12 protein-coding genes are annotated in these 21,876 nt (G+C 37.7%); 7 read left to right on the plus strand and 5 right to left on the minus strand.

From position 1 onward, the window contains the following. Window positions 1–93 precede the first annotated feature (93 nt). From EV197_RS12380 to EV197_RS12410, 7 genes are all read left to right on the plus strand, one after another. Window positions 94–3,861 (plus strand): transglutaminase domain-containing protein, encoded by a 3,768-nt coding sequence (locus EV197_RS12380; RefSeq protein WP_130287074.1) that lies wholly within the window; start codon window positions 94–96, stop codon window positions 3,859–3,861. Between the two features lie 141 nt (window positions 3,862–4,002). Then, window positions 4,003–4,293, plus strand: coding sequence for a hypothetical protein (locus EV197_RS12385; protein WP_130287075.1), 291 nt, complete (start codon window positions 4,003–4,005; stop codon window positions 4,291–4,293). A gap of 139 nt (window positions 4,294–4,432) precedes the next feature. Beyond that, window positions 4,433–6,802: an Ig-like domain-containing protein gene (locus EV197_RS12390; RefSeq protein WP_130287076.1), complete on the plus strand. Its 2,370-nt coding sequence runs from the start codon at window positions 4,433–4,435 to the stop codon at window positions 6,800–6,802. Between the two features lie 193 nt (window positions 6,803–6,995). Then, entirely contained in the window at window positions 6,996–7,532 is a 537-nt protein-coding gene (locus tag EV197_RS12395) for a DsrE family protein (RefSeq protein ID WP_130287077.1), read from the plus strand. A 32-nt stretch (window positions 7,533–7,564) separates the two neighbouring features. Then, window positions 7,565–8,866 carry an amidohydrolase gene (locus EV197_RS12400; RefSeq protein ID WP_130287078.1) on the plus strand — a complete coding sequence of 434 codons (1,302 nt, stop codon included), beginning with the start codon at window positions 7,565–7,567 and terminating at the stop codon, window positions 8,864–8,866. Window positions 8,867–8,884: 18 nt separating this feature from the next. After that, complete coding sequence (locus tag EV197_RS12405; RefSeq protein WP_130287079.1) at window positions 8,885–10,456, plus strand: FMN-binding glutamate synthase family protein; 1,572 nt, start codon at window positions 8,885–8,887, stop codon at window positions 10,454–10,456. Between the two features lie 11 nt (window positions 10,457–10,467). After that, entirely contained in the window at window positions 10,468–10,989 is a 522-nt protein-coding gene (locus EV197_RS12410) for a DUF7935 family protein (protein ID WP_130287080.1), read from the plus strand. Window positions 10,990–11,074: 85 nt separating this feature from the next. Here the strand turns inward: EV197_RS12410 and EV197_RS12415 are convergent, their stop codons facing one another. The 5 genes from EV197_RS12415 to EV197_RS12435 all read right to left on the minus strand — a co-directional run bounded on the left by EV197_RS12415 (window position 11,075) and on the right by EV197_RS12435 (window position 20,651). Continuing rightward, entirely contained in the window at window positions 11,075–11,557 is a 483-nt protein-coding gene (locus EV197_RS12415; RefSeq protein WP_130287081.1) for a hypothetical protein, read from the minus strand. Window positions 11,558–11,633: 76 nt separating this feature from the next. Continuing rightward, the gene (locus EV197_RS12420) at window positions 11,634–14,840 is read right to left on the minus strand and encodes an AsmA-like C-terminal region-containing protein (RefSeq protein WP_130287082.1); all 3,207 of its coding nucleotides are present in this window, start codon (window positions 14,838–14,840) and stop codon (window positions 11,634–11,636) included. A gap of 332 nt (window positions 14,841–15,172) precedes the next feature. Continuing rightward, window positions 15,173–18,790, minus strand: a complete 3,618-nt coding sequence (locus EV197_RS12425; protein WP_130287083.1) for an amino acid adenylation domain-containing protein — start codon at window positions 18,788–18,790, stop codon at window positions 15,173–15,175. A 465-nt stretch (window positions 18,791–19,255) separates the two neighbouring features. Then, complete coding sequence (locus EV197_RS12430) at window positions 19,256–19,684, minus strand: PH domain-containing protein (RefSeq protein ID WP_130287084.1); 429 nt, start codon at window positions 19,682–19,684, stop codon at window positions 19,256–19,258. Window positions 19,685–20,057: 373 nt separating this feature from the next. After that, window positions 20,058–20,651, minus strand: coding sequence for a hypothetical protein (locus EV197_RS12435; protein WP_130287085.1), 594 nt, complete (start codon window positions 20,649–20,651; stop codon window positions 20,058–20,060). Window positions 20,652–21,876 lie beyond the last annotated feature (1,225 nt).

A 21,876-nucleotide genomic window follows, 5' to 3' on the forward strand; every position in this document is an offset into this window, starting at 1 on the left:
AACGATACATTTAAATTTATAAAATACGTAAAGTTTTAGTATATTGGCAGTTAGATAAGCCCCACTTATCTTTCCTTATAATAACCTACTTATATGAAGAATAGTTACATTCTGTTTCTACTATGCTTGGTGCTATCCAGTACCCTACATTCTCAACACACTGATCAAAAATACTGGGAGTTATTGCTGCAAAACAAAAGGGAAGCTGCATTAGAAAATTTCACCAAAAATACTGCTGCCAAAGAAGAACTTACACTCCTTCTATCACACAAACTGTTGCGTATGGAAAATGGGATCTTTGCTGTGGAGAAAGATTTTATTCAACAATTAAGCAGCTTTACCGATTTTGAGTATTACTTATATGCATTTTGGAATAAACCTTTTGTATTTAGCGATTACTTAGAATCCGGATTTACAAAAGAAACTAAAAATAGGGCGTTAGCGATAGACCCCTCTACAATACAGGATAAAACCGTAAAAGAAGCCTTGACCTATCTTAAGTCTATTATCGCTAGAGATGCCAACGACTGGGAAACCTATTACGCTTTACAGCAACAAATGTCTGCCATCAAAGAATGGCAATTTTGTGGCGTATTCGAAAATTTAAATAAAAGTGGATTGGATATCCCCTATCCACCAGAGTCGATTGCCAAAAGCACTCCACAGTTTGACACTAATGGCAATGGATATGTAAATTGGTATAATGCACCACATAGCAATACAGAAGGATACCAGTTTTTTAGTAACCACTCCGAATACGGCCACGGGGTCAATTATGCACAAACCTTTATATCTAATCCCAACGAGCAGAAAGTAGTACTCCGCATCGGAAACTCGGGAAAGTTTAAACTATGGCTAAATGACGTTGAAATTTACAGCAATAACAAAGATGTAACAACCGACCTGGACGCTTATAATGTAGCTGTCAATTTACCAAAAGGGACAAACAGATTGTTAATCAAAAATGCAGAAAGCAACAGTGAGAGCTATTTTATGGTTCGAATTACTGACACCCTCTGTAATCCAATTACGAATCTTAGCTATACCACTGCTTATAAAGAATATAACAAAAGTTCTGTAGCGCAAATAGATCCAAAACCATTAGATCATAGCATTGAGCGATTTTTTAAAAACAAACTGGCTCAGAATCCTAATGACTTTTTTCATAGATATGCGTTAATTTTAACCTACTTGAGAAATTCAAAATTTGAAGAAGCCAAAGGGTTAATAACACCGCTACAGGCCGATTATCCAAAGAGTTCATTGCTCCGAAATTTATTGATCATCTGCTATCAGCTTGAGGAAGAATATACTACCGTACAGGAACTGCGAAAAAATATGGAGTTGGATGATGAAAACTATTATTTATCCATTTTGTATCAATTTCAGGATCAATCCAAATTATCTCATATGGATATTAATGAATTGGAAGAGTTCTTAAACAAATTAGCTAATGCCACAGATCAATATATTCTTAAGGAATCTGCCAAAATTCTATTATCACTAAGAAAATCAGATCGAGAAACTGCTAAGAAAGAGCTAACCAGCATTATTAAGAAAGCTAAAGAACAGCAATGGATCAAAATGCTGACCACCTATGGCACTTTATATACTATCATACATAATGATAAACAAAAAGAAAAAGAGTTATTAGAGTACATCACAAATAACTACCTAAGCTATAGCACCTTATTAAAACTGGTTAAGTTTTATAATAAATCGGGCGAAGAGGATAAGGCAACTGCCCTTTTACAAAATTTTCAAAATAATATTCCCGGTGATAATTACGCCCTTATTGATCTTATTGCGCAGTTACAAAAGCATAATCAATACAAAGCTTCACTACACTACATTGAGCTTGCCTTACAAAACTACCCATACTCCTCTATGTTATTTAAACAAAAAGGAGATGCTTTATTACAATTGCAAAAGAAGAATGAGGCATTACAAGCTTACAAAACCGCTCTTGGGTTTAATAGTAATAACAGATCACTACGCAATAAAATTAGTGATTTAACCAATGAAAAAGACATTATAGAATCCTATGTTACAAATGATGTTTATTCTTATATAGAAATCAATCGTAACAAAAACATCTCCAATAACCACGGCTTTACCATTTTATTAGATGAAGCTGTTACCTTACTATATCCAGAAAGTGGTGGGAAATCGAAACATACCTATATGTATGAAATTACAGCTAATGCTGGAGTAGAAAATTTTAAAGAATATGATCTGGGACTCACAGGCGGCTACAGTATTGTAAAATCCGAAATCGTTAAACCTAATGGGTCTATTGTACCTGCAGAGCGAAGTGGTTCTAATTTTGTATTTAATGGACTATCCGTTGGTGATGTAGTACTCATCAGTTATGAGTCATATTTTGGAGGAAGTGGACGCTTTTATCGTGATTTTGTAGATTATTATCAATTTGATTCTTTTCACCCTTGTTTAAAAACTAAATATATCTTAATTGCCCCACAGGATAAAAAAATTAAATATAAGGTAACGAATGGTGAACTTTCCTTTACCAAAGAGCAAGAAGGAGATCAGCTAATTTATCAATGGAGCTTAGATAATAGCAGTACGCTAAGTCAGCAAGAGTATTTTATGCCTCAGGATGTGGATATAGCACGATATCTTCATATCAGCACCATAGAGAGTTGGAATGAGATCGCATTTTGGTATTCAGATTTAGTGCGTTCCCAAATGGAAAGTAATCCTACAGTAGAAAAAACATTTGCCTCCATTTTTCCATCGGGAATTAAAAACCTATCTAAAAATGAAATAGCCAAACGTATCTATTATTATATCATGGATAACTTTAACTATAGCTATGTAAGTTTTAGACAAAGTGGGTACATTCCTCAAAAACCCTCAAAAACCATTTCCAGTAAACTTGGAGATTGTAAAGATTTTTCCACGCTTTTTGTTACACTAGCCGAAAAAGCTGGCTTAGATGCTAATCTAGTTTTGATCCTCACCTCCGATAATGGGGAACAATCTTTGGTGTTGCCGAGTCAAAATTTTAACCATTGTATTGTAAAAGTCAAGTTAGATCAAGGCGATCAGTTTTTAGAACTTACAGATAAAAATCTTCCCTATAAATCACTACCAGTGTCTTTGGAGAATGCTACGGCCTTAGAAATTCCATTTATGACTACCAATAACAAGGACACTTATGAGTTGTTTAAACTAAATAAAATAAATAAAACACCTTCAGTGTATAAGAATAATGTCAATATGATGGTCAATACGGATAAGCAAAAAATTGAAGTATCTAGTAGTTTTGAAGGCGCTATCACTTCTTACTATAAAGGTGTATTTGCAGAACCAAATTATGATGTCGTAAAAAAGACCATCTTCGAAAATTTTTCAAATACATTAGGATCTCAAATCAAAATTGACACCATTTATAATATCAATAAAGACATTAAACAATCGAATCTAAAGTTTTCGACTGCGATCACAGCAAATGAGAAAATAAATAAAATAGGAAAGACAAAAATTATTCAAATCCCTAATATTTCTTCGGCCTACAGCACTCACATTATCAATGAAGAGGAACGCAAATATCCAATTGTATATAATAAATATGAAAATGTAGACCGTTACATAACCGAATATGATATTTACATTGAAAAATCACAGCGATTTACGGAAATTCCAAAGAATCAAAGTTTAAGTTTTAAAAAACATCACTATTCTATCAATTACGAGTTGGTTAATGATAATCACCTTAAAGTTATGATCAATGCAGTAACCGATAAAGAAAACATTTTACCCCAGGAGTACCCTGAATTTAAAAGTTTTGTTTCTGCTGTATTGGAGGCTAAAGAAGCTTTTATCGGTTATGAATAAAGAATTTTCTTACAATTAAATAATTTTATTGAAAAAATATCAGTTTAAAAGTTAATTATTTAGATAAAAAGCATTATATTTAAACAGCTAATTAAGAGTCAAGATTACTACAATCTTTTTATCAAATAAACTTTACTTGTTATGGCCCCAAATAAAATCAACGTACAGACTGTAAAAAAAGAATCCATTAAATCGCTTTCCTTTCCTAAAGAAGAAGTACTCGAAAAAAGAAAAGATCAGATTGATCGCTTCCTAGAGCTACAACGTGCACTTTCATTGGGTAATCTAGAACGACAAAAAGTAAAAATCATTTTTGTAGATAGCGAAGGATTTAAAAAAGTTGAAACTACCATTTGGGGAATCACAGACAAAGAAGTGATTTTAAAACAAGCGACGATTATTCCTTTAGAACGAATTATTAGTATTTCCTAATCCATTGTGCTTAACTAACGTAAATGTAAACTCCTTTTTGAAGAGGAGTTTTTTTATGAAAACAGTTACAATAAACCCAACTATTCATCGTTCTGTAGACACTATACTCCCCCTTATAGACTAACTTTAACCGAATCTAATGAAATTTTTAGTAACCATTTCTAGTTTCCTTATGGTGTTAACACTGTGCACCAGCAAATTATACGCTCAGGATACCAACGACTTTATCATCACAGACAACATTCCTGCTTTTTTACAACAGTTGCAAACTGCAAAGCAATCGACTTTTTCGCTTCAACTTGCTAAACATAATGCGTTAACTATAAAAGTAAATCGTATAAACAATTCAGAGCAACCAGAGCTTGAAATTTTAGGTAACCTACTTAATGAACCACAATCTACCTTTACGCTTACAGCTTTAAATAACCAGGTTGCAGGTAATTTAATAATTACAAAAACTAAAGAAGCTTATGAGCTCTATACGACCAAAGATGGTGTTTTACGTGCCACTAAAACAAGTATTGATAAAATCTTATGTGTAGATTTTGAAGCCATTACTACTAAAAATGATGATAAGGGGACAACATTTTCAAAAATGGCTCCCCAATTAGAGAGTTTACCAGGAGCACCCGGTATTATTTATCTCGATTTTGACGGAGAGTTGGTCACAGGAACCAGTTGGTTAGGTGGCGCTACAATCGATGCGCAATCGCCTAACTTTTCGGATCAAAAGATTATAGAAGTTTGGAAAATAATGGCAGAAGATTTTAGACCTTTTAATCTAAATGTTACCACCAATAGAGCCTTATACGATGCTGCGCCATCCAATCGAAGAATGATGTGTATTTTTACGCCTACCAAAGATGCCGCACCGAATTCTGGTGGTGTTGCTTATATCGGTTCTTTTGCTTCTAATCGAGACAACCCGTGTTGGGTATATAATTTATCTACCAGAGCTGCTGGCGAAACAGGTTCGCACGAAATTGGGCATACCCTTAGACTATTGCACGATGGTAAGGGCGAAACCACCTATTATTCTGGTCATGCGGATTGGAGCCCTATTATGGGTTGGAGCGCTAGTAAACCGATTGGACACTGGAGTCTTGGTGAATATACAGGCGCTACGAATGATGAAGATGACGTTGCTATCATCGCAGCAAATCCAGGTGTTGGATTTCAAAATGATGATCATGCGGACACCTATGAAAACGCCACCCCAATACTAGTTGATGGAAATGGAAACGTTAGTGCATCACAGAATTTTGGATTGATCAGTCAACGAACGGATAAAGACTATTTTTCTTTTACTATTGAAACGGGCGAGGTTCAATTTTCTATTAATCCCGACCCAGATTATCCTAATCTAAAAATACAAGCTGTAGTGTTAAACGCCATTGGCGAAACTGTTACTACTTCTACCGAATCGGGTATGGGTGCAACCATAAATACACAACTCACTGAAGGTAATTATTATCTAGAAATTGATGGTATCGGTGATGGTTCCAACCCTTCTACGGGTTATAGTGATTACTCATCTTTAGGTAATTATTCGATCAGCGGTAGTTATATCCCAGGAGATAACTTACAACCTCCTGTTGTTAATTTCGAAGCCAGTACGGATTGTAATATCGTTAGCTTCAGAAGTACCACCGCAAATACAGTTAACACCTACCTTTGGGATTTTGGTGACGGGACTACCTCTAACGTCTCAGACCCTGTACATACTTACAACCAAAGTGGTACCTATACTGTAAGCTTAACAGCAACTAATACTGTTGGATCGGACAGTAGACAAAAAGCAAACTTTATTACCATTACCCTTCCCTCTCAGCCTGTAGGCGAAGATCAAAATATATGTGCTGGGGAATCATTGGAGCTCAACGTGTCAGGCAGTGATGCCTACAGATGGTACACCGTAGCACAGGGTGGCACTAGTATGGCTAGTGGAGCTAGTTTTGAAACCCCACAACTGACCACCACCACTACCTATTATGTTGAGGGTGTTGCCGGTGACTGTGTTACCGCCAATAGAACAGCGGTCACTGTTGTTGTTGATGAACTTCCGCAGCAACCCGTTGTTACAATAAATGATGGTCGTTTTTTAACGGCGGATGGCGCTTACGACTCTTATCAATGGTATCTTGATGACGAACCTATTATTGGTGCCACTGCACAGCGTCATTTACCTGAAGCAGTAGGAAACTACAGTGTTGAAGTATTTAACGAGTCCGATTGCACCAATATTTCTGAATCGTTTGCAGTAGACTTGTCACAACTTAATGCGAGCCAAGGATCTAGTATTTTTGTGTTTTACCCTAATCCCACCACCAACGATTTACATATAGATGGTTTATCACAAAAAGATATCAATCTTAGAATTGTCAACACTTACGGTCAAATTGTATACGAAGATGTACCTAATGCAACTGTTCCTGTTGAAGGATTGAATAGAGGACTCTACATATTACTAATCAATAACAAAATCGTAGGGAAGTTTATCAAACAGTAAAATACATTACTTAAAATAAGTTATTGTACAACAAAACATTAGCCCGATCAGATCTTTTCAAGTTGTTATTTAGTTTTCTGTTAACGGTTTTTTTAAATATCTTAGGAACATAAAATCTAGAATTAGATTTTATAAAAAGCAAATGTTGACCTAATGCCAGGTTAACCTTACTTAAGTAATTAAATAAAAACGTTTGAAAACTATATCTTTTTTGGTTCTGGGGCTAGCTGTAGTAGGCTTTATGTATGGACAACAAAAAACGCCAGGTAAAGTAATTACTGAGTTCGGGGCAACCTATACTGTTAATAACCCTGATTTTAAAACAAATACCGAACACAATTTTAAGGTTGTCTTTGATGTAGGAAGATCCTTCGAAGATGCTACCAAGGTGAACCCATTACTAGAAACGGCTGCTCGTTTTATCAACATGCATGCTGCTGCCGGAGTACCTTTACAACACATTAAGGTAGCACTGGTGGTGCACGGAAATGCCGCTAATGACTTACTAAACGATAATGCTTATGCTGTTCAACATGGGGGTTCTAACCCAAACACACCCCTATTAAAAGCTTTGGCAGAACAAAACGTGCAGCTCATATTATGTGGTCAAACCGCTAATTATCGAAAGCTTACAAAAGAACAATTAGTACCTGATATACGTATTGCATTATCCGCTATGACAGCCTTAGTGCAATTACAAAACGATGGTTATCGTTTAATTCATTTTTAATATAAAACATAATTCAATTTAATACTCATACAATGCTTATCAAAAAACTTCAATACCCACTCCTGTTTTGCTTTGGGTTACTTGCTACCACTACTACCCTAGCACAGGAGCTGGATCCCGAGATTGCCGCTGCTGCAAAGGAAATCGAAAACAAGGTAATCGAATGGCGAAGGGATATCCACCAAAACCCTGAACTCTCTAACCGAGAATTCGAAACGGCAAAGAAAATAGCGAAACACCTAAAGTCCTTAAACATTGAGGTTACTGAAAATGTAGCCAAAACCGGTGTGGTAGGTATACTTAAAGGAGATAAACCCGGAAAAACAGTAGCCTTACGTGCAGATATCGATGCATTGCCAGTTACAGAGCGAACAGATGTACCTTTTAAATCTACGGTTAAAACCACTTTTTTAGATACCGAAGTAGGTGTTAGTCACGCTTGCGGTCATGATACCCACGTTGCTATTCTAATGGGTGTGGCAGAAATACTCGCCAAACATAAGAATAAAATAAACGGAACGGTTAAGTTTATTTTTCAACCTGCTGAAGAAGGACCACCACCAGGAGAAGAAGGTGGAGCCAAACTTATGATCAAAGAAGGTGTGCTCAAAAACCCTGATGTAGATGCTATTTTTGGATTGCATATCAATGCAGGTACTCCGGTAAATATGATCAAATATAAGCCTGGCGGTACTATGGCAGCCGTAGAACGCTTTGTGATTAACGTCAAAGGTACACAAACACATGGTTCTGCTCCCTGGAGCGGTGTAGATCCGATTATGATCTCTGCCAAAATTATCGATGGATTGCAAACCATTATCAGTAGAGAAGCTCCTTTGGTAGACGAAGCTGCAGTAATCACGGTGGGTAAAATTACCAGTGGGGTGCGTTTTAATATCATTCCTGAGTCTGCTGAAATGATCGGAACTGTGCGTACATTAGACCCAAAGATGAGAGAACTTATCATTCGCAGAATGAAAGAAATGGTTCCTGCAATTGCCAAAGCCTATAATGCTGAAGCTACTATTGAATTTCAAAATAATACTTCGATAACCTATAACGATCCTGATCTGGTGAAGCAAATGCTACCTACCATACAAGCAGTGGCCGGTAAACAAAATGTAATTTTAGCGAAAGCGACCACTGGTGGTGAGGATTTTTCATATTTCCAAGAAGTGGTACCTGGATTTTATTTCTTTTTAGGAGGTAAACCCGAAACCTTAGAAAAAGCTGCAGCACACCATACCCCAGATTTTTATATTGATGAAAGTGGTTTATTACTAGGGGTTAAAGTGATGTCGCAACTTACTTTAGATTATCTAAACGCGCAATAAGACAAGAAATTAAGTATTATGGAAGCTATCCTAACAAAAATAGCCGAAATTCCTTGGTGGGCCTGGATATTATCGATACTGGTAATTGTTGCTTTTAAGGATATCGTTATCAATAAAAAGCATACGATCAATCACAATTTTCCCATTATTGGTCATTTCAGATATTTACTGGAGAGTATCGGCCCGGAGATTCGGCAATATTTTGTAGCAAATAACCGAGAGGAACTTCCATTTAATCGTATTGAACGAAGCTGGGTGTACGCTTCTTCAAAAAACGAAAATAATTACGAAGGCTTCGGTACGGATCAAGACATCTACGTGCATCAGCATCTTTTTATAAAAAATAAGATGATTCCTTTTCGGATGGAAGAAAATCATCCGAATCAACTAGATAAGTATTTTTTACCCTGTGCAAAAGTTATGGGTTTACATAATAAGCGGAAAAAACCCTATCGCCCCGCCTCTGTCATCAATATCTCTGCCATGAGTTATGGCTCTCTATCAGCAAAAGCGGTAGAATCTTTAAACATAGGTGTGGACAAAGCCAATGCCTATCACAACACCGGTGAAGGCGGATTATCCCCCTACCATAGTAATGGAGGTGATGTGATTTTTCATTTTGGTACCGGATATTTTGGGGTACGGGATGAGGCAGGTAACTTTTCTATGGAGAAGTTAAAAGCATTAGTAGCTGACAACCCCTTTATCAAAGCAATTGAGATTAAATTATCACAAGGTGCTAAACCTGGTAAAGGAGGTGTGCTACCTGGTGCAAAAATCACACCCGAAATCGCTAAAATAAGAGGTGTCCAAGTAGGAAAAGATGTACTCTCTCCCTCCTACCACACTGCGTTTTCTACAGTACCCGAATTATTAACATTCATAGAAGCCATAGCTGAGGCAACAGGATTGCCCGTAGGTATCAAAGCGGCGATTGGTAAAACCGATCAGTGGCAAGAGCTAGCAGACTTAATGAAAAGTACCAACAAAGGACCAGATTTTATTACTATAGATGGTGGTGAAGGTGGAACCGGAGCAGCTCCACCAAGTTTTGCAGATCATGTATCGTTACCCTGGATTTATGGATTTACGAAAATCTATAAAATTTTTCAACAGCACGCGATAACAGATCGGATCGTTTTTATCGGTAGTGGTAAACTAGGTTTTCCGGCTAAAGGTGCTATGGCCTTTGCGATGGGTGTGGATTGCATCAATGTCGCCCGAGAAGCCATGCTTAGTATTGGTTGCATCCAGGCACAGGTATGCCATACGAACAAATGTCCAACGGGAGTAGCAACACAAAACAAATGGTTGCAAAACGGTATCAATGTCCCTTTAAAGTCTGATCGATTAGCACAGTATTTTAAAACATTCCGAAAAGAACTTATCGAAATTACCCACGCTGCTGGGTACGAACATCCGTGTGAATTTAATATGCGCGATATCGAAACCAACGTGGATGATGGGGAATTAACAAGAACCTTGCAGGAATCCTTTAAGTACCAAAAAACGATTGTGCCTTACAAAGGACTTCAGGAATTAAAAGATTGTCCGTACCTTGGGGGTTCCTATAACACTTCAAAAAAATAGTAAACCTAGATATGAAAATTGAAATTATTCCATTAATCCTATCACTTTTCCCTGCTTTATTTGTGGCAGTACTCGCGTATTTATATTTTAAAATGCATACGGATAATGAAGAGCGACGCCGAAGGTATTTGCTACATAAAGAAAATCAAAAACAATCCTTGCCCCTACGATTGCAGGCATATGAACGCATGGCACTGTTTTTAGAGCGGATATCACCAGGCAAACTGATGCAGCGAATGGCTCCGGTATCCGATGATAAAAAGGGATATGAAAATTTGTTAATTCACACCATAGATCAGGAGTTTGAACACAATCTAACGCAACAAATCTATATCACCGATGAATCCTGGAGCGCAGTACGCACTGCAAAAAACAATACCATAGCACTTATCCGAAAAGCGGTTATGGATGAGTCTGTAGATACGGCTGCTAAGATGCGAGAAACGATTATTACCAAAGTGGTCGAAAACGGTGCCCCTAGTGATGCTGCATTGAGTATCATTAAGGCAGAAGTAACAGAGTTAATGAGTTAACTTGAGGTTGTTACTATACATTGTAAAAACACTGTTTTTTGAGTAATGGCATTGATTATTTGATCGGTACTATTAAATTAAAGTACTATTCAATTCTCGTAAAATTATCTTCAAAATATTTGATCCATTTTCCATCAACTAGTTTTTCGCCATACTCCTGAAATGTATCGGGTGTAGGGGCGTGAAAAATAAATCGTTTTGTCGGACTAGCGTTAACAATAAACTTATTATCCGTTGATAAGGTAGCCTTGTATCTACCGGCTCCGGTTTGGTAATACGAATTGTAGTAGTAGGTCTTGTCCTTCGCATCATAATAAATCACGGTATGCAATTGTAGTGATTCCGATTTTAAATCGATAGTGATGATACTCTTATCTAATTGGTAACTTATCTTTTCATATGCAGGCACTTGTACTTTAATCTTGCCTTCCTCATAGGCTGCAGAAACACCCACCCAATCCCCTACAATAAATTTGAGCTTCTCCATGTATTGCTGTTCAATCGTTTGGCCGTAAGCTGTGAATGTGGTAACAAGTATGATAAACAAAAAGCCAGTAATAAGTTTCATTTATGTTTAGATTAAAGTATGCGTTAAAATTACTCAAAGATATTCGATAGTAGTAAAATTGATACCTTCTACCCTATCACTCCTTCTTTTTCTTCCCCAATGAAATATTATAATCATCAATACTTCCCTTGATCTTTAGGTTAAGGTATTTGATCTTTTCGTTTGGATCCACTTCAATGATTTCATCTTGCTGCTGTACGCTGGTGGAATCTTCTTTTTTACTGCCAAATATCTTTTGCCAGGCGGCTTTGCGAACGGTTCTCCACGGAATGCGTACAAAATAATCGATATTTTGGTCACTATCGTGGGTACCTGACAGTTCCATATGCCCTATGGTAGATTCAATGGTCATTGCAGGAATTCGAATTTTGCCCTTATCGATCGCTAAACTATTTTGCAAAGTATCAAAGCGGATATGCTGCAGGTTTTTATCACCCATATAGTCGGATAGCGCTTGCATAGGATCGTAATTCTTTAAACTTCCCTGCAATACCTTTACATCCATATCTATAGTTGACTGATCCAAATCCGGCACCATATCTGGATATACGCGTATATTTCCTTTTATGGTGGTTGTTAGTTTGCCTTGTAAATTTTCGGATACCAAATGATCCTGACCAAAATTTTCAAATTTGAATAGTAGTTTATCCAAATCTACATTTTGCATCACCAGATTCGGTTTCATATAAATATGCTTAGGATCACTACCGTTAAAATACCCACTCAATTGTACGCTACCTCCCGCAGCATCCATATGTAGCGTATCTATGTAGATATAATGATTTGGCGTAGTTCTTAGCTTGGCTTTAATCCGTTGTAAATCGATCCTATGATAGATAAAGTGGTCTACAGCTACATCAAATTCCATATCCGTAAAAGGCAACTCATAGATATTAAAGGCCTCTGCATGCTCTTTTACATCTGCAGTGGTATCTGTTACCGAAGTATTGGATTTTGGAGGATCCATAGTGAAGTTAAATAAGGCATCAAAATCGATATAATTGGCATTCAACGCCAGGTAATTATCTCTTTTCCTGATCTCTGGTTTTTTACCCAAATAGTAATTCAAGTCTACATTAAAGTTAGTCTTACCAATTTCACCATGAAAGTCTTTGATCACCACGTGTTCATCTTCATAATGTACTTTTCCTCTAAAATTAGTAAAGCGAAGCGGATGCATATGCATTTTGGTATCTAGCTTATCCAGCCCTACATCAATGGAATGAAATGCAGAATCTTTATAATGCATACTAGAGGTGAAATGCAAAGTCAGCCGATCAAAACTTTCGTGCCGGTATTCCTTGGGTACATAATTTTCCCCTTTATACGAAAAGAGATCCTCTAACCGCAATGCTTTGGAAGTTAAACTCATGTCAATGGCTACATCACCGTTCAATTGGGGTTGCATCCAAAAGGCATAATCGTGAATCAATCCATCTAAATGAAAATCACTATCATCTATATATCCCGTAAAGTCAACGATTTTTAAATCTTTGTCGTCAATGAGCACGTCGGCGTGAAAATCGTGTAATTTATGTGGGTAGTGTTTCAACTCTGCATATAAGCTATCGATAAAAAACTCGCCTCTAGGTAAATAGTTGGATTCTGTAAAATCCTTGGCTGAAGCTTTGAACGAAAACCCTACACTTAAGTTTTTGATTTGCTCGTCTATCCCGGTTTGGGTGGTGTCTTGCTTGGAGTAGCGGGTCAGTTCCGCGATATCCAGGTTCTTGGAAGTGATATCCATATGCGCTTCTACCGGTTGCTCGGTATGATGTACAATAGCTGGCAGATCAGATAGAGAGCCGGTAATGGAAATATCAGAATTACCGATCAGCATTTCAAATTGATGTAAGGTAGCCGCTTTACCATTCATAACCATATGCACATTTAAGTCGTGCACCGGTGCTGGGAACTCTTTTACTTCCAAACGTAGATCTTTGATGGTTAACTCTGCAAAATACGCTTGGTTGAGTTGCTGTAGCGCTTTTTCGGGATTATCAATATCAATGATATCATGAAAATTCATTTTCATAGCAATCTGACCCGAAGCTTCCTTTACTTGCTCTAGTTCTAAAAAGTCAACCACAAAATCTAAGTTAAAGTCCGAATTGACTTTCATATCCACCTCTGGTGTCTCAAAGTTCTTTACAAAAATGGAACCGTTAAATTCTCCTTTTTCTAAAGATGCTGTCATGTTATTCAGCGAAAATTCCATAGTCGTCATATCTCGCTTGGCACCGTTGGTAAAATGGCCATTAAAGCCCATATTGTCAATACGAGTATCACTTTTGGTATTTTCTAAATAGGCTTTGGCCGCACCGAAGTTGGCGTTGATAAATGGCGTATTCCCTTTGTTTGCTGGGCCTTCTATGGTGGCATTAAAATAGATTTCTCCCGCATTTTTGTACTTGTCCAAAATCGGAATAACATCGGTGGGCGCAAATGCGATCAGCATATCAAAGTTGGGCTTTGTCCCTTTGATCGATAAATCCAGATCTACGTCATTTTTGGTATCTATAGTCCCTTCTAACTCAAAGTCACCATTTTCCATTACAATACCTGAAGGCTTGATCGTAAGCACTCCGCTTGATTCATCAAAAGCGACGTCAGTATGTACTTCAAAATGCTTATTACGGATAAAGGTGGTATCTCCATCTTTAATGATATTCAGTTCAAAATCGGTATCGATATGCCCAGCGATACTGGAATCGGTTTGACTAAATCCCCCCAAGCCACTATAAATAAATTTTTCTACATCGGTATTGGACGCTTCATCTAAGGTGTGTATGTCTAGATTTTTTAATTTGATTTGTTTAAGGTGAATATTGGTGGTGGTTGCAGTGGTATCCGTTGGCGTTGCCAGGGAGTTCTGGATATTGGTAGTATTATCTTCGTGAATGACAATATTAAACACCCCATCCTCCACTATTAAAGATTGAATATCTACATTTCCCTTTATGATATCCCAAAGATTAAAACCAACGTAAATATCTTTGACATCCATAATAACCTGAGCGTTAGATGCCTTGGTTTCCATAATTTTTACATCCAATACTTTAACGGATACATAGGGAAAATTCCCAAAAAGTGATAGTTTACTATCCCCTACTGTGATTCGACCTTTATGCTCTTGATTGAGTTTGTCAATTTCTTCTTTGATCAGGGTTGCTTGATTACTCTGAACATATAGCAATAGTCCTCCTAACACTACTATAGGTGCCAGTACGAGCGCGAGAATAGCTCGTTTCCAGAATTTTTTACGTTTAAAAATAGATTTCATTTAGATCACTTGGGGTTTGCCATTAAAAATAAGGAATTTGGGGCAAACATAGTAACTACTGCTAAGATTTAGTTTGGGTTCTATAAAACCCTTTAAAGGGGTACTTTAAAACTAAGATAAACCAAAAGATTGAATAGAATCGTGGTCATCTTTAATCTTTACACAATCCAATGAAAAATTAGAAAAGCCAGTAGTTTTGATATCAAATGTTGAAGGCCAAGACTATAAAAAGATAGAAACCTATGAAGTAGATTCAGCTTGGTAAACTGATGCACCCCATAGGTTTCCATTAGTAGCATAACATAAATTGTGTGATAATACGCTGTGCTTGCTTATACCGGTGCTAACATCATACTCATCTTACGTTGATCCACGATTCTGCCCACAAACCAAATAAACGGTTCAATTTGACCATTTAGTACACAGTTACCTTTGCAAATACTATCTAACAAGCCTTGCACGTCTGATGCTTGTAAGGCGGCAATTGCAGCCTGATCCTTTAGTAGTAATGAACAAGTTGGTAACTCATTTTCTTCTGTAGTAGTGTACCTTACACTTCCGCCTCTTAGTACTATGCTATATGGATTGGAAGATGCTGAAGAACGTACTTCGATAGCCAGATCAGGTACAGTTTTAGGAGCTGTGGTTATCACTTCATTAAGATACTCTGTAAATGAAGTACACCAGGCTGCTACATCGGCATCAGCTATGGTGTTATCTTCGGTTTTCTGATACTTCTCGGCAAGCTGTGCATCGACTTCGCGTTCTGCTTTGATCAGTGCTGCCAGTGTTTTATCCACATCTTCTTTGGTATGTGCTGCAGAACAAATGAGTCGTAAACGTCCACGACCACTTTCTACAATAGGATAGGTTACTGCAGAGGTTTGAATACCTTGTTGGTACAAGTGCTGTACAATGGCATACAGTTTATCTTTATCCTTAAAGTGTGGCGTAACGATTGGTCCATCACCGGTGCCTAAATCATACCCTGCGGCTTCAAATTGCTGTCGCATATAGCGTGTAGTCTCCCAAAGTCTTGCACGTAATGCATCATCTACTCGTAATCGTCTTAAAGCGGTTAATGCAGCTGCCATATCCGCTGGACTGATCGAGGCCTGAAAAATATAGGCTCTAGATGAAGATTTCAATAGGTCTACATGTTCTTTACTTGCTGCCACTACTCCACCAAGGCTTCCTAGCGCTTTGCTTAAGGTGGTCATGATAAAATCAACCTGATCAGTAATGCCTGCAGCAGCACAAATGCCTGCGCCACCCTCGCCATAAAAACCAAACGAATGTGCTTCGTCTACCAATACTAAGGCATTATACTTTTTTGCTGTACGCACGATGGTTGCCACCGGAGCGGCGCCTTCGCCCATACTGTACACGCCTTCTAAAACAACTAAAATCGTTTTATAGGGCGAGGCTTCTGTTTGCAGTACTGCTTCAAGATCAGCTGCATTATTATGCTGAAATGTTCGTATGGTTGCACCACATAGCCGCGCTCCATCCACTATAGAGGCGTGACATAGCTGATCGATGACCACTACATCATTTTTTCCTAATAGACCCGCAACTGCCCCTACATTAGCCGTATATCCCGTAGGAAACAGACAGGCACTGGGTTTACCCACTAAATCAGCAAACTCCTTTTCAAATTCAAGATGTTGATTGGTCATACCCGATGCTGCTGCCGATGTTCCCATTCCGGTTCCAAAACGTTGCAGTGCAGCCGAAGCCTCTTCGATTACCTGTGGATCACGATTGAGTCCCAAATACAGATTGGTAGTCCATATAATCGCTTCTTGCTCCTCGTCATTATAGGCATCGCCTACGATTCCTTTGGTAGCACTTCCTGTTTTGAGTACTTTGCTGTAAGGGTTTCGTCTATTGTCGTTGACCATCTGCATCACCTCTTGTACCAGTTTACTCTTATCTGTGGCATCCCAGGCATTAGCTTTGGCCGCCTGAAAGGTAGGATGGCTGGATTGAATATGCGTTTGAAAATTCTTAAGCGAATCTACAGGTATCAGGGGATTTTGGATGGATGCTTTTGCTTTGGTGTTTCCATTCATCGAACTGATATAATGCACTAGTGCTTTTGGTGTACTATATTCATAAAGCGCGTTTGCAGACAATTCAAAACCCAAAACCTGGCTTAGCCTACAGCTAAACTCCAGCGTTGTTAAGGAATCCAAACCTAAATTATAAAAGGAATCTTCGGATTGCACCTCTTTCGGATCACTTAGATTAAGTAACGAAGCCACTTCGGTTTTAATCGTAGCTAACAGCTCATCTTCGGCTACTATATCAGTATTACCTTTACTTTCTTCGGTAGCGGTAACAGCACTGGTATGTAAGGGCGCCTCCTGATAAAGTGATATCGTTTCAGTAATCGAAGTTAGTTTTTGGCGATCTAATTTATCATTCGGCAATACCGGCATCGCCGCAATACGTTTGATAATCTGAGGAACCATATAGGATGGTAATCGGTCAGATAGGAACGATTTGATAGTCTGTTCGGTGAGGTAGTCGTTTTGCGTCACTATATAAACCGCTAGCATCTTTTGTCCGATACCTCCGTCTACAGCTGCGGCTGCGGCGGCATCGATATCAGGCATAGTTTCCAGAGTAGCTTCTATTTCTTCGAGTTCGATTCTAAACCCTCTAATTTTTACCTGTTGATCCACACGGCCTAAAAATTCAATTTCTTTGTTTGTAGTCCACCTGCATAAATCCCCTGTTTTGTATAAACGACGATCAGGAATCTGATCCGTAGGATCCATCTCAATAAAACGTTCTTTAGTTAGCTCTTCATCATACAGATATCCCCTGGCTAGTTTAGTACCTGCCAAATACAATTCTCCCGCATCCTCATTAGCCACAGGACGCATCTTTTCATCCAGTATGTAGGCACGAGAGTTGGGTACAGACGTACCTATGGTAATGACCTTAGTACCGGGTGTTACTTCGGCAATAGTGGAGTACACTGTGTCTTCGGTTGGGCCGTAGGCGTTTAAAATTCTTAGATCAGGTCGTTGTGCGTGTATCTGAGTCACTAAAGAGCTTTTAAGGGCCTCGCCACCAAAAACCAAACATTCAATTCCTTCAGGAAATTTAGTAACGGCTAGTAAGGCCTGTACGGCAGAAGCAACCATCACACACGTTTTTATTTTTGCTAATGCCGGAAGCTGTGTTAATTCGAGCGCATTTTTACCGAGTATAACCGTACCACCCTGGGATAACGTTCCCATAAGTTCCATAACGGAGGTATCAAAACAAACAGATGCCCCAGCGAATACGCCTTGTAACTCGCGATCCGTAAACTTGGCGCGTACGGCCTCACTCATCGCTCTCACGCTTTTATGTTCTACTGCCACTCCTTTGGGTCTCCCTGTAGAACCCGAGGTGTAAATCACATAAGCCAGCCAATTTGTAGATGCCTTAATGGGACTGTAAGCATAATCCCTTACTTCGTTTATAGGAATAAGCACCTGTGCCTCATCACATAATGCTGCAGTGTTTGGACCATCTGTAATGGCAGCTACCGCCTTAGAATGGGTGAGCATATACCTAACCCGATCTTGTGGATACGCAGGATCCAAAGGCACATAGGCGCATCCTGCTTGCATTACCCCTATCAAGGTAGCTACAAGTTCCCACGAACGCCCCATACAAACTCCTACAAGCGCTCCAGGCTGTATCCCACGATAATGAAGTTCCCCGGCAATATCACTAGCTTTTTTGGCTAATTGGCTATAGCTAATTGATGTGGTTCCGTCGATAATTGCAGTTTGGTCAGGTTGCTGTAGTGTTTGTAAGGTAATACGCCCACAGATCGTAGCGTCTAATTTCAGTTGCACTTGCTCAGTAAGCACATCTTGCGGAACTAATTGTTGATGGTTGTGGTTGGTTAACAGTTCGTTTAAAAACTGAGTTAGTTTTTCCATTATGTTTTGTTTTAAGAGTTAAGCAAAACAACTACTATAGCAGCGTGTCTAGTACCTAAAGTTCAACCTTTACATAAAGCGATGCAGTTTGGTTTAGTTATAAGCATCTTTATGTAAGGTTACTACCCTTTTGGTACTAGTTGGTTGACTACTACAGCGTCATTTTACAGGGGTCGAAGATAAGGAAATTGAAAAGAGTGAACCATGAAATATAGGTTATCAATTTGTTTCATAAATGCCTTTCATCGATAAAAATTCACACAAAAGGAATTAAAGGTTAGAGTGTTTAAAATGAAAGCTTATTGGTAGCTTTATAGTACCGAAATAGCTTGTGACACAACGTATACCTTGACTGAAATATGGAGTACAAGTATATTTTGTCTATGACTTCTTAAAAGGTAAGGTATCGTATTTATAAATTGTAGCATTAGCTTGGCTTTGTTCAAACCCTTACCGTAAAGCTTTTTACGTTATCAGTTTGTTTTGAATCCTTGGATTACGTAGGATCAACTCCTCGACAAAATTATGCGCATCTTTAGGTGAAAGTATAATTTCGTTACGCGAACCATATTTTATTTTAATTCTATCAAAGGATGGTGCCGGGGAGGCAAGTAAACTAGTAGTGCGTGCCACCTCTTGTATTTCTTCAATTGCTATCGGATTATAAGAAAAAAAACCACATTTTATCTTTAGCTGCTTATCTTCTATTGTATAGTACGTTCCAAAAAAGAGATAGAGTACAAAAGCGAAAACGAGGGATAAAAACCCGAAGAGTCCTATGGTATCTCGGTGTACTTCTGCATTGATGAGGCTAGGTACCAATGGAGCATACAGTACACTAAAAATAAAAATCAATAATCCGTAGGAAACTTTAGCAGGATATTTTGTGGCCATAATTCGTTTTATTTAATAAAATTAAAGCGTGTATGCTTTAGTTGTTTTACAATAAGTAATGCAACCCATTAGATTGTTACAGCAACATCGACAATACTTATGTTAATTTGATACTTTACATCACACTAAAACGTAGCATTACTACAAAAACATAGATACTTTTTTAGATTGATCACAGTTACACTAATAACGTATCAAAAGTAATATAAAAGGTTTTACTATTTAGTTATCAGTTTCATTTGGTATTGGTGGCGAGTATGATGAAATATTAGCTAAGGCTTGCCTATGTAAACGTACATATATGTACCCATTAAAGTGTATCTATACCCTAGTAAGATCTAAATGCCCAAGCTAGCTGGGTATTACCAAGCAATTAATTAGGCACGGGCTTAGCAGTAATCTTTTTATCTCGATCTATTTTGGCGTATTCAACGTTAAATTCCTTTTTCTTATTGTAAAAGGGAATGATTACAAAGCCAGTTCCCCACGCTATTTGTTTAAAGTCAGTTGTCAAATTACCATTTTCTAATAATCCAATCCTAAATTTACTGGTTCTAAAAACGTTCAAAAAAATTGATGGGATAAATAACACCCTTCGTTTCATTTCGAAATATCCATTTTTTAGCTTCCCTTTCAAAATCCTTGATTTTATGAGGCTATCCTTTTTCATAATCGTTACGTTTAGCTGTTTTTCGTCGATTACCTTCAGTGCTACAGCACATAAACTGTCTGCACCAACATTATAGCCTCTTGTATAAAAATTCCAAAATAAGTCGCCTTTATGGGTTTTAGTATGGTGTACAGGATTACGCGTGTATTTTCCGTTTAGTGCATACAAATTGTGTTTGGTCAATTCCATTTGGCCATCCACGAATGGATCTGATTTGAGACTCGCACACGCCGTAAAAATGCTAATCAATAGCAAATAGCAAAATGGTTTTAAGGTATTTTTCAAATTACGTTCCATATATACAATGAGTACTTCAGCAAGGTACGATGTTATTATGATAATTAACCCATTACCTACTACACCTACAAACGCGTTTACCTAGATCTATTGCTTTGGTATCCGTCATCTTTTTAATGCCCGACTTGCATCTGCCTAGGGCTGAGTGTGATTTGCTACGATGATATATCATACTCGCCCCACAAACGTATACACTACTATCACTCTTGATATCGCTAGTATCGATTTTTTTTGTCATCCCTAAACTAATAAACGCCATCAGCAGTATCAGTATTATAGGTTGTTTTATGCTCATAATAAAATAGTTTAGAAGGTGTTGTTTTTAACTACTTTTAGCAGCTTCTGCTGGTAAAGAAACTTTATGTACCACCGATAGCATCACAATACAATAAGCACGAGCGAGACGCTCGCGCTAGCGTGGGGTTTTATTTGACTTCAGTTACCTTAATTTTATTATTTCTAAATTCATTCAATATCAATTCAAATTCTCTTTCTCCTACTTCAGATTTGTTGATTCTTGCGGGCCAAGTTTTCTTCTTTTTCATAACGATGAACAACGTATCCTTAATAATTAAACACTCTTTTATTTGGCTTTTAAAGACAGGAAAAGAATGCACCCCATCAGAGAAATTTATAACCGTAGGTTCAAAAACGATGTTTTCAACCCTTTCTACTATGCTCTTTGCGCTTTTATTAATTTTATAAAGATTGATTATTATAATGTAGATCTCAATTAAAAAAAAGAAAAAACTTGTAAATCCTATGGAAAACAGAATGGTTAAAACTACCTCGTTTTTATAAAATAAACTCACACATTGATACATAATTACAACTAAAACAAAAATCATCAAGGTGTTGAATAACGGTTTTTTTCTGAAATACTTCAGATAATTCCTGTTATCTTTAATATAGTTTTCCCTGCTATATCTTACATTATAAATCATAAATTTTTAATTAGTTAGAAAGTCCCATATAAAAGAAGTGCTGACTCCATCGAAGCTTTGATTTAATGCGGTAGCAGGCACGAGCGAGACGCTCGCGCTAGCCCTTAGTTTAGTATAGTTGTTCACATAGAGATAATTTAACAAAGTTAATATTGATGTAAGTGGTTGATTTTCTTTTGTTTTTGCTTCTTTTTATTTTCTTTGTTGATAACCTCATTAATTGTGGATAACAGCCCAACCGATAAAGGTGAATTAGGAGCGCCGCAAAGTTTATAGACTTA

The organism is Aquimarina brevivitae (assembly GCF_004216895.1).
GTDB classification, from domain to species: domain Bacteria; phylum Bacteroidota; class Bacteroidia; order Flavobacteriales; family Flavobacteriaceae; genus Aquimarina; species Aquimarina brevivitae.

Excerpts from the sequence above, each read along its gene's own strand:
- EV197_RS12380 (WP_130287074.1), top strand. The coding sequence starts at position 94 with ATGAAGAATAGTTACATTCTGTTTCTACTATGCTTGGTGCTATCCAGT.
- EV197_RS12385 (WP_130287075.1), top strand. The coding sequence starts at position 4,003 with ATGGCCCCAAATAAAATCAACGTACAGACTGTAAAAAAAGAATCCATT.
- EV197_RS12390 (WP_130287076.1), top strand. The coding sequence starts at position 4,433 with ATGAAATTTTTAGTAACCATTTCTAGTTTCCTTATGGTGTTAACACTG.
- EV197_RS12400 (WP_130287078.1), top strand. The coding sequence starts at position 7,565 with ATGCTTATCAAAAAACTTCAATACCCACTCCTGTTTTGCTTTGGGTTA.
- EV197_RS12405 (WP_130287079.1), top strand. The coding sequence starts at position 8,885 with ATGGAAGCTATCCTAACAAAAATAGCCGAAATTCCTTGGTGGGCCTGG.
- EV197_RS12410 (WP_130287080.1), top strand. The coding sequence starts at position 10,468 with ATGAAAATTGAAATTATTCCATTAATCCTATCACTTTTCCCTGCTTTA.
- EV197_RS12415 (WP_130287081.1), bottom strand. The coding sequence starts at position 11,557 with ATGAAACTTATTACTGGCTTTTTGTTTATCATACTTGTTACCACATTC.
- EV197_RS12420 (WP_130287082.1), bottom strand. The coding sequence starts at position 14,840 with ATGAAATCTATTTTTAAACGTAAAAAATTCTGGAAACGAGCTATTCTC.
- EV197_RS12425 (WP_130287083.1), bottom strand. The coding sequence starts at position 18,790 with ATGGAAAAACTAACTCAGTTTTTAAACGAACTGTTAACCAACCACAAC.
- EV197_RS12430 (WP_130287084.1), bottom strand. The coding sequence starts at position 19,684 with ATGGCCACAAAATATCCTGCTAAAGTTTCCTACGGATTATTGATTTTT.
- EV197_RS12435 (WP_130287085.1), bottom strand. The coding sequence starts at position 20,651 with ATGGAACGTAATTTGAAAAATACCTTAAAACCATTTTGCTATTTGCTA.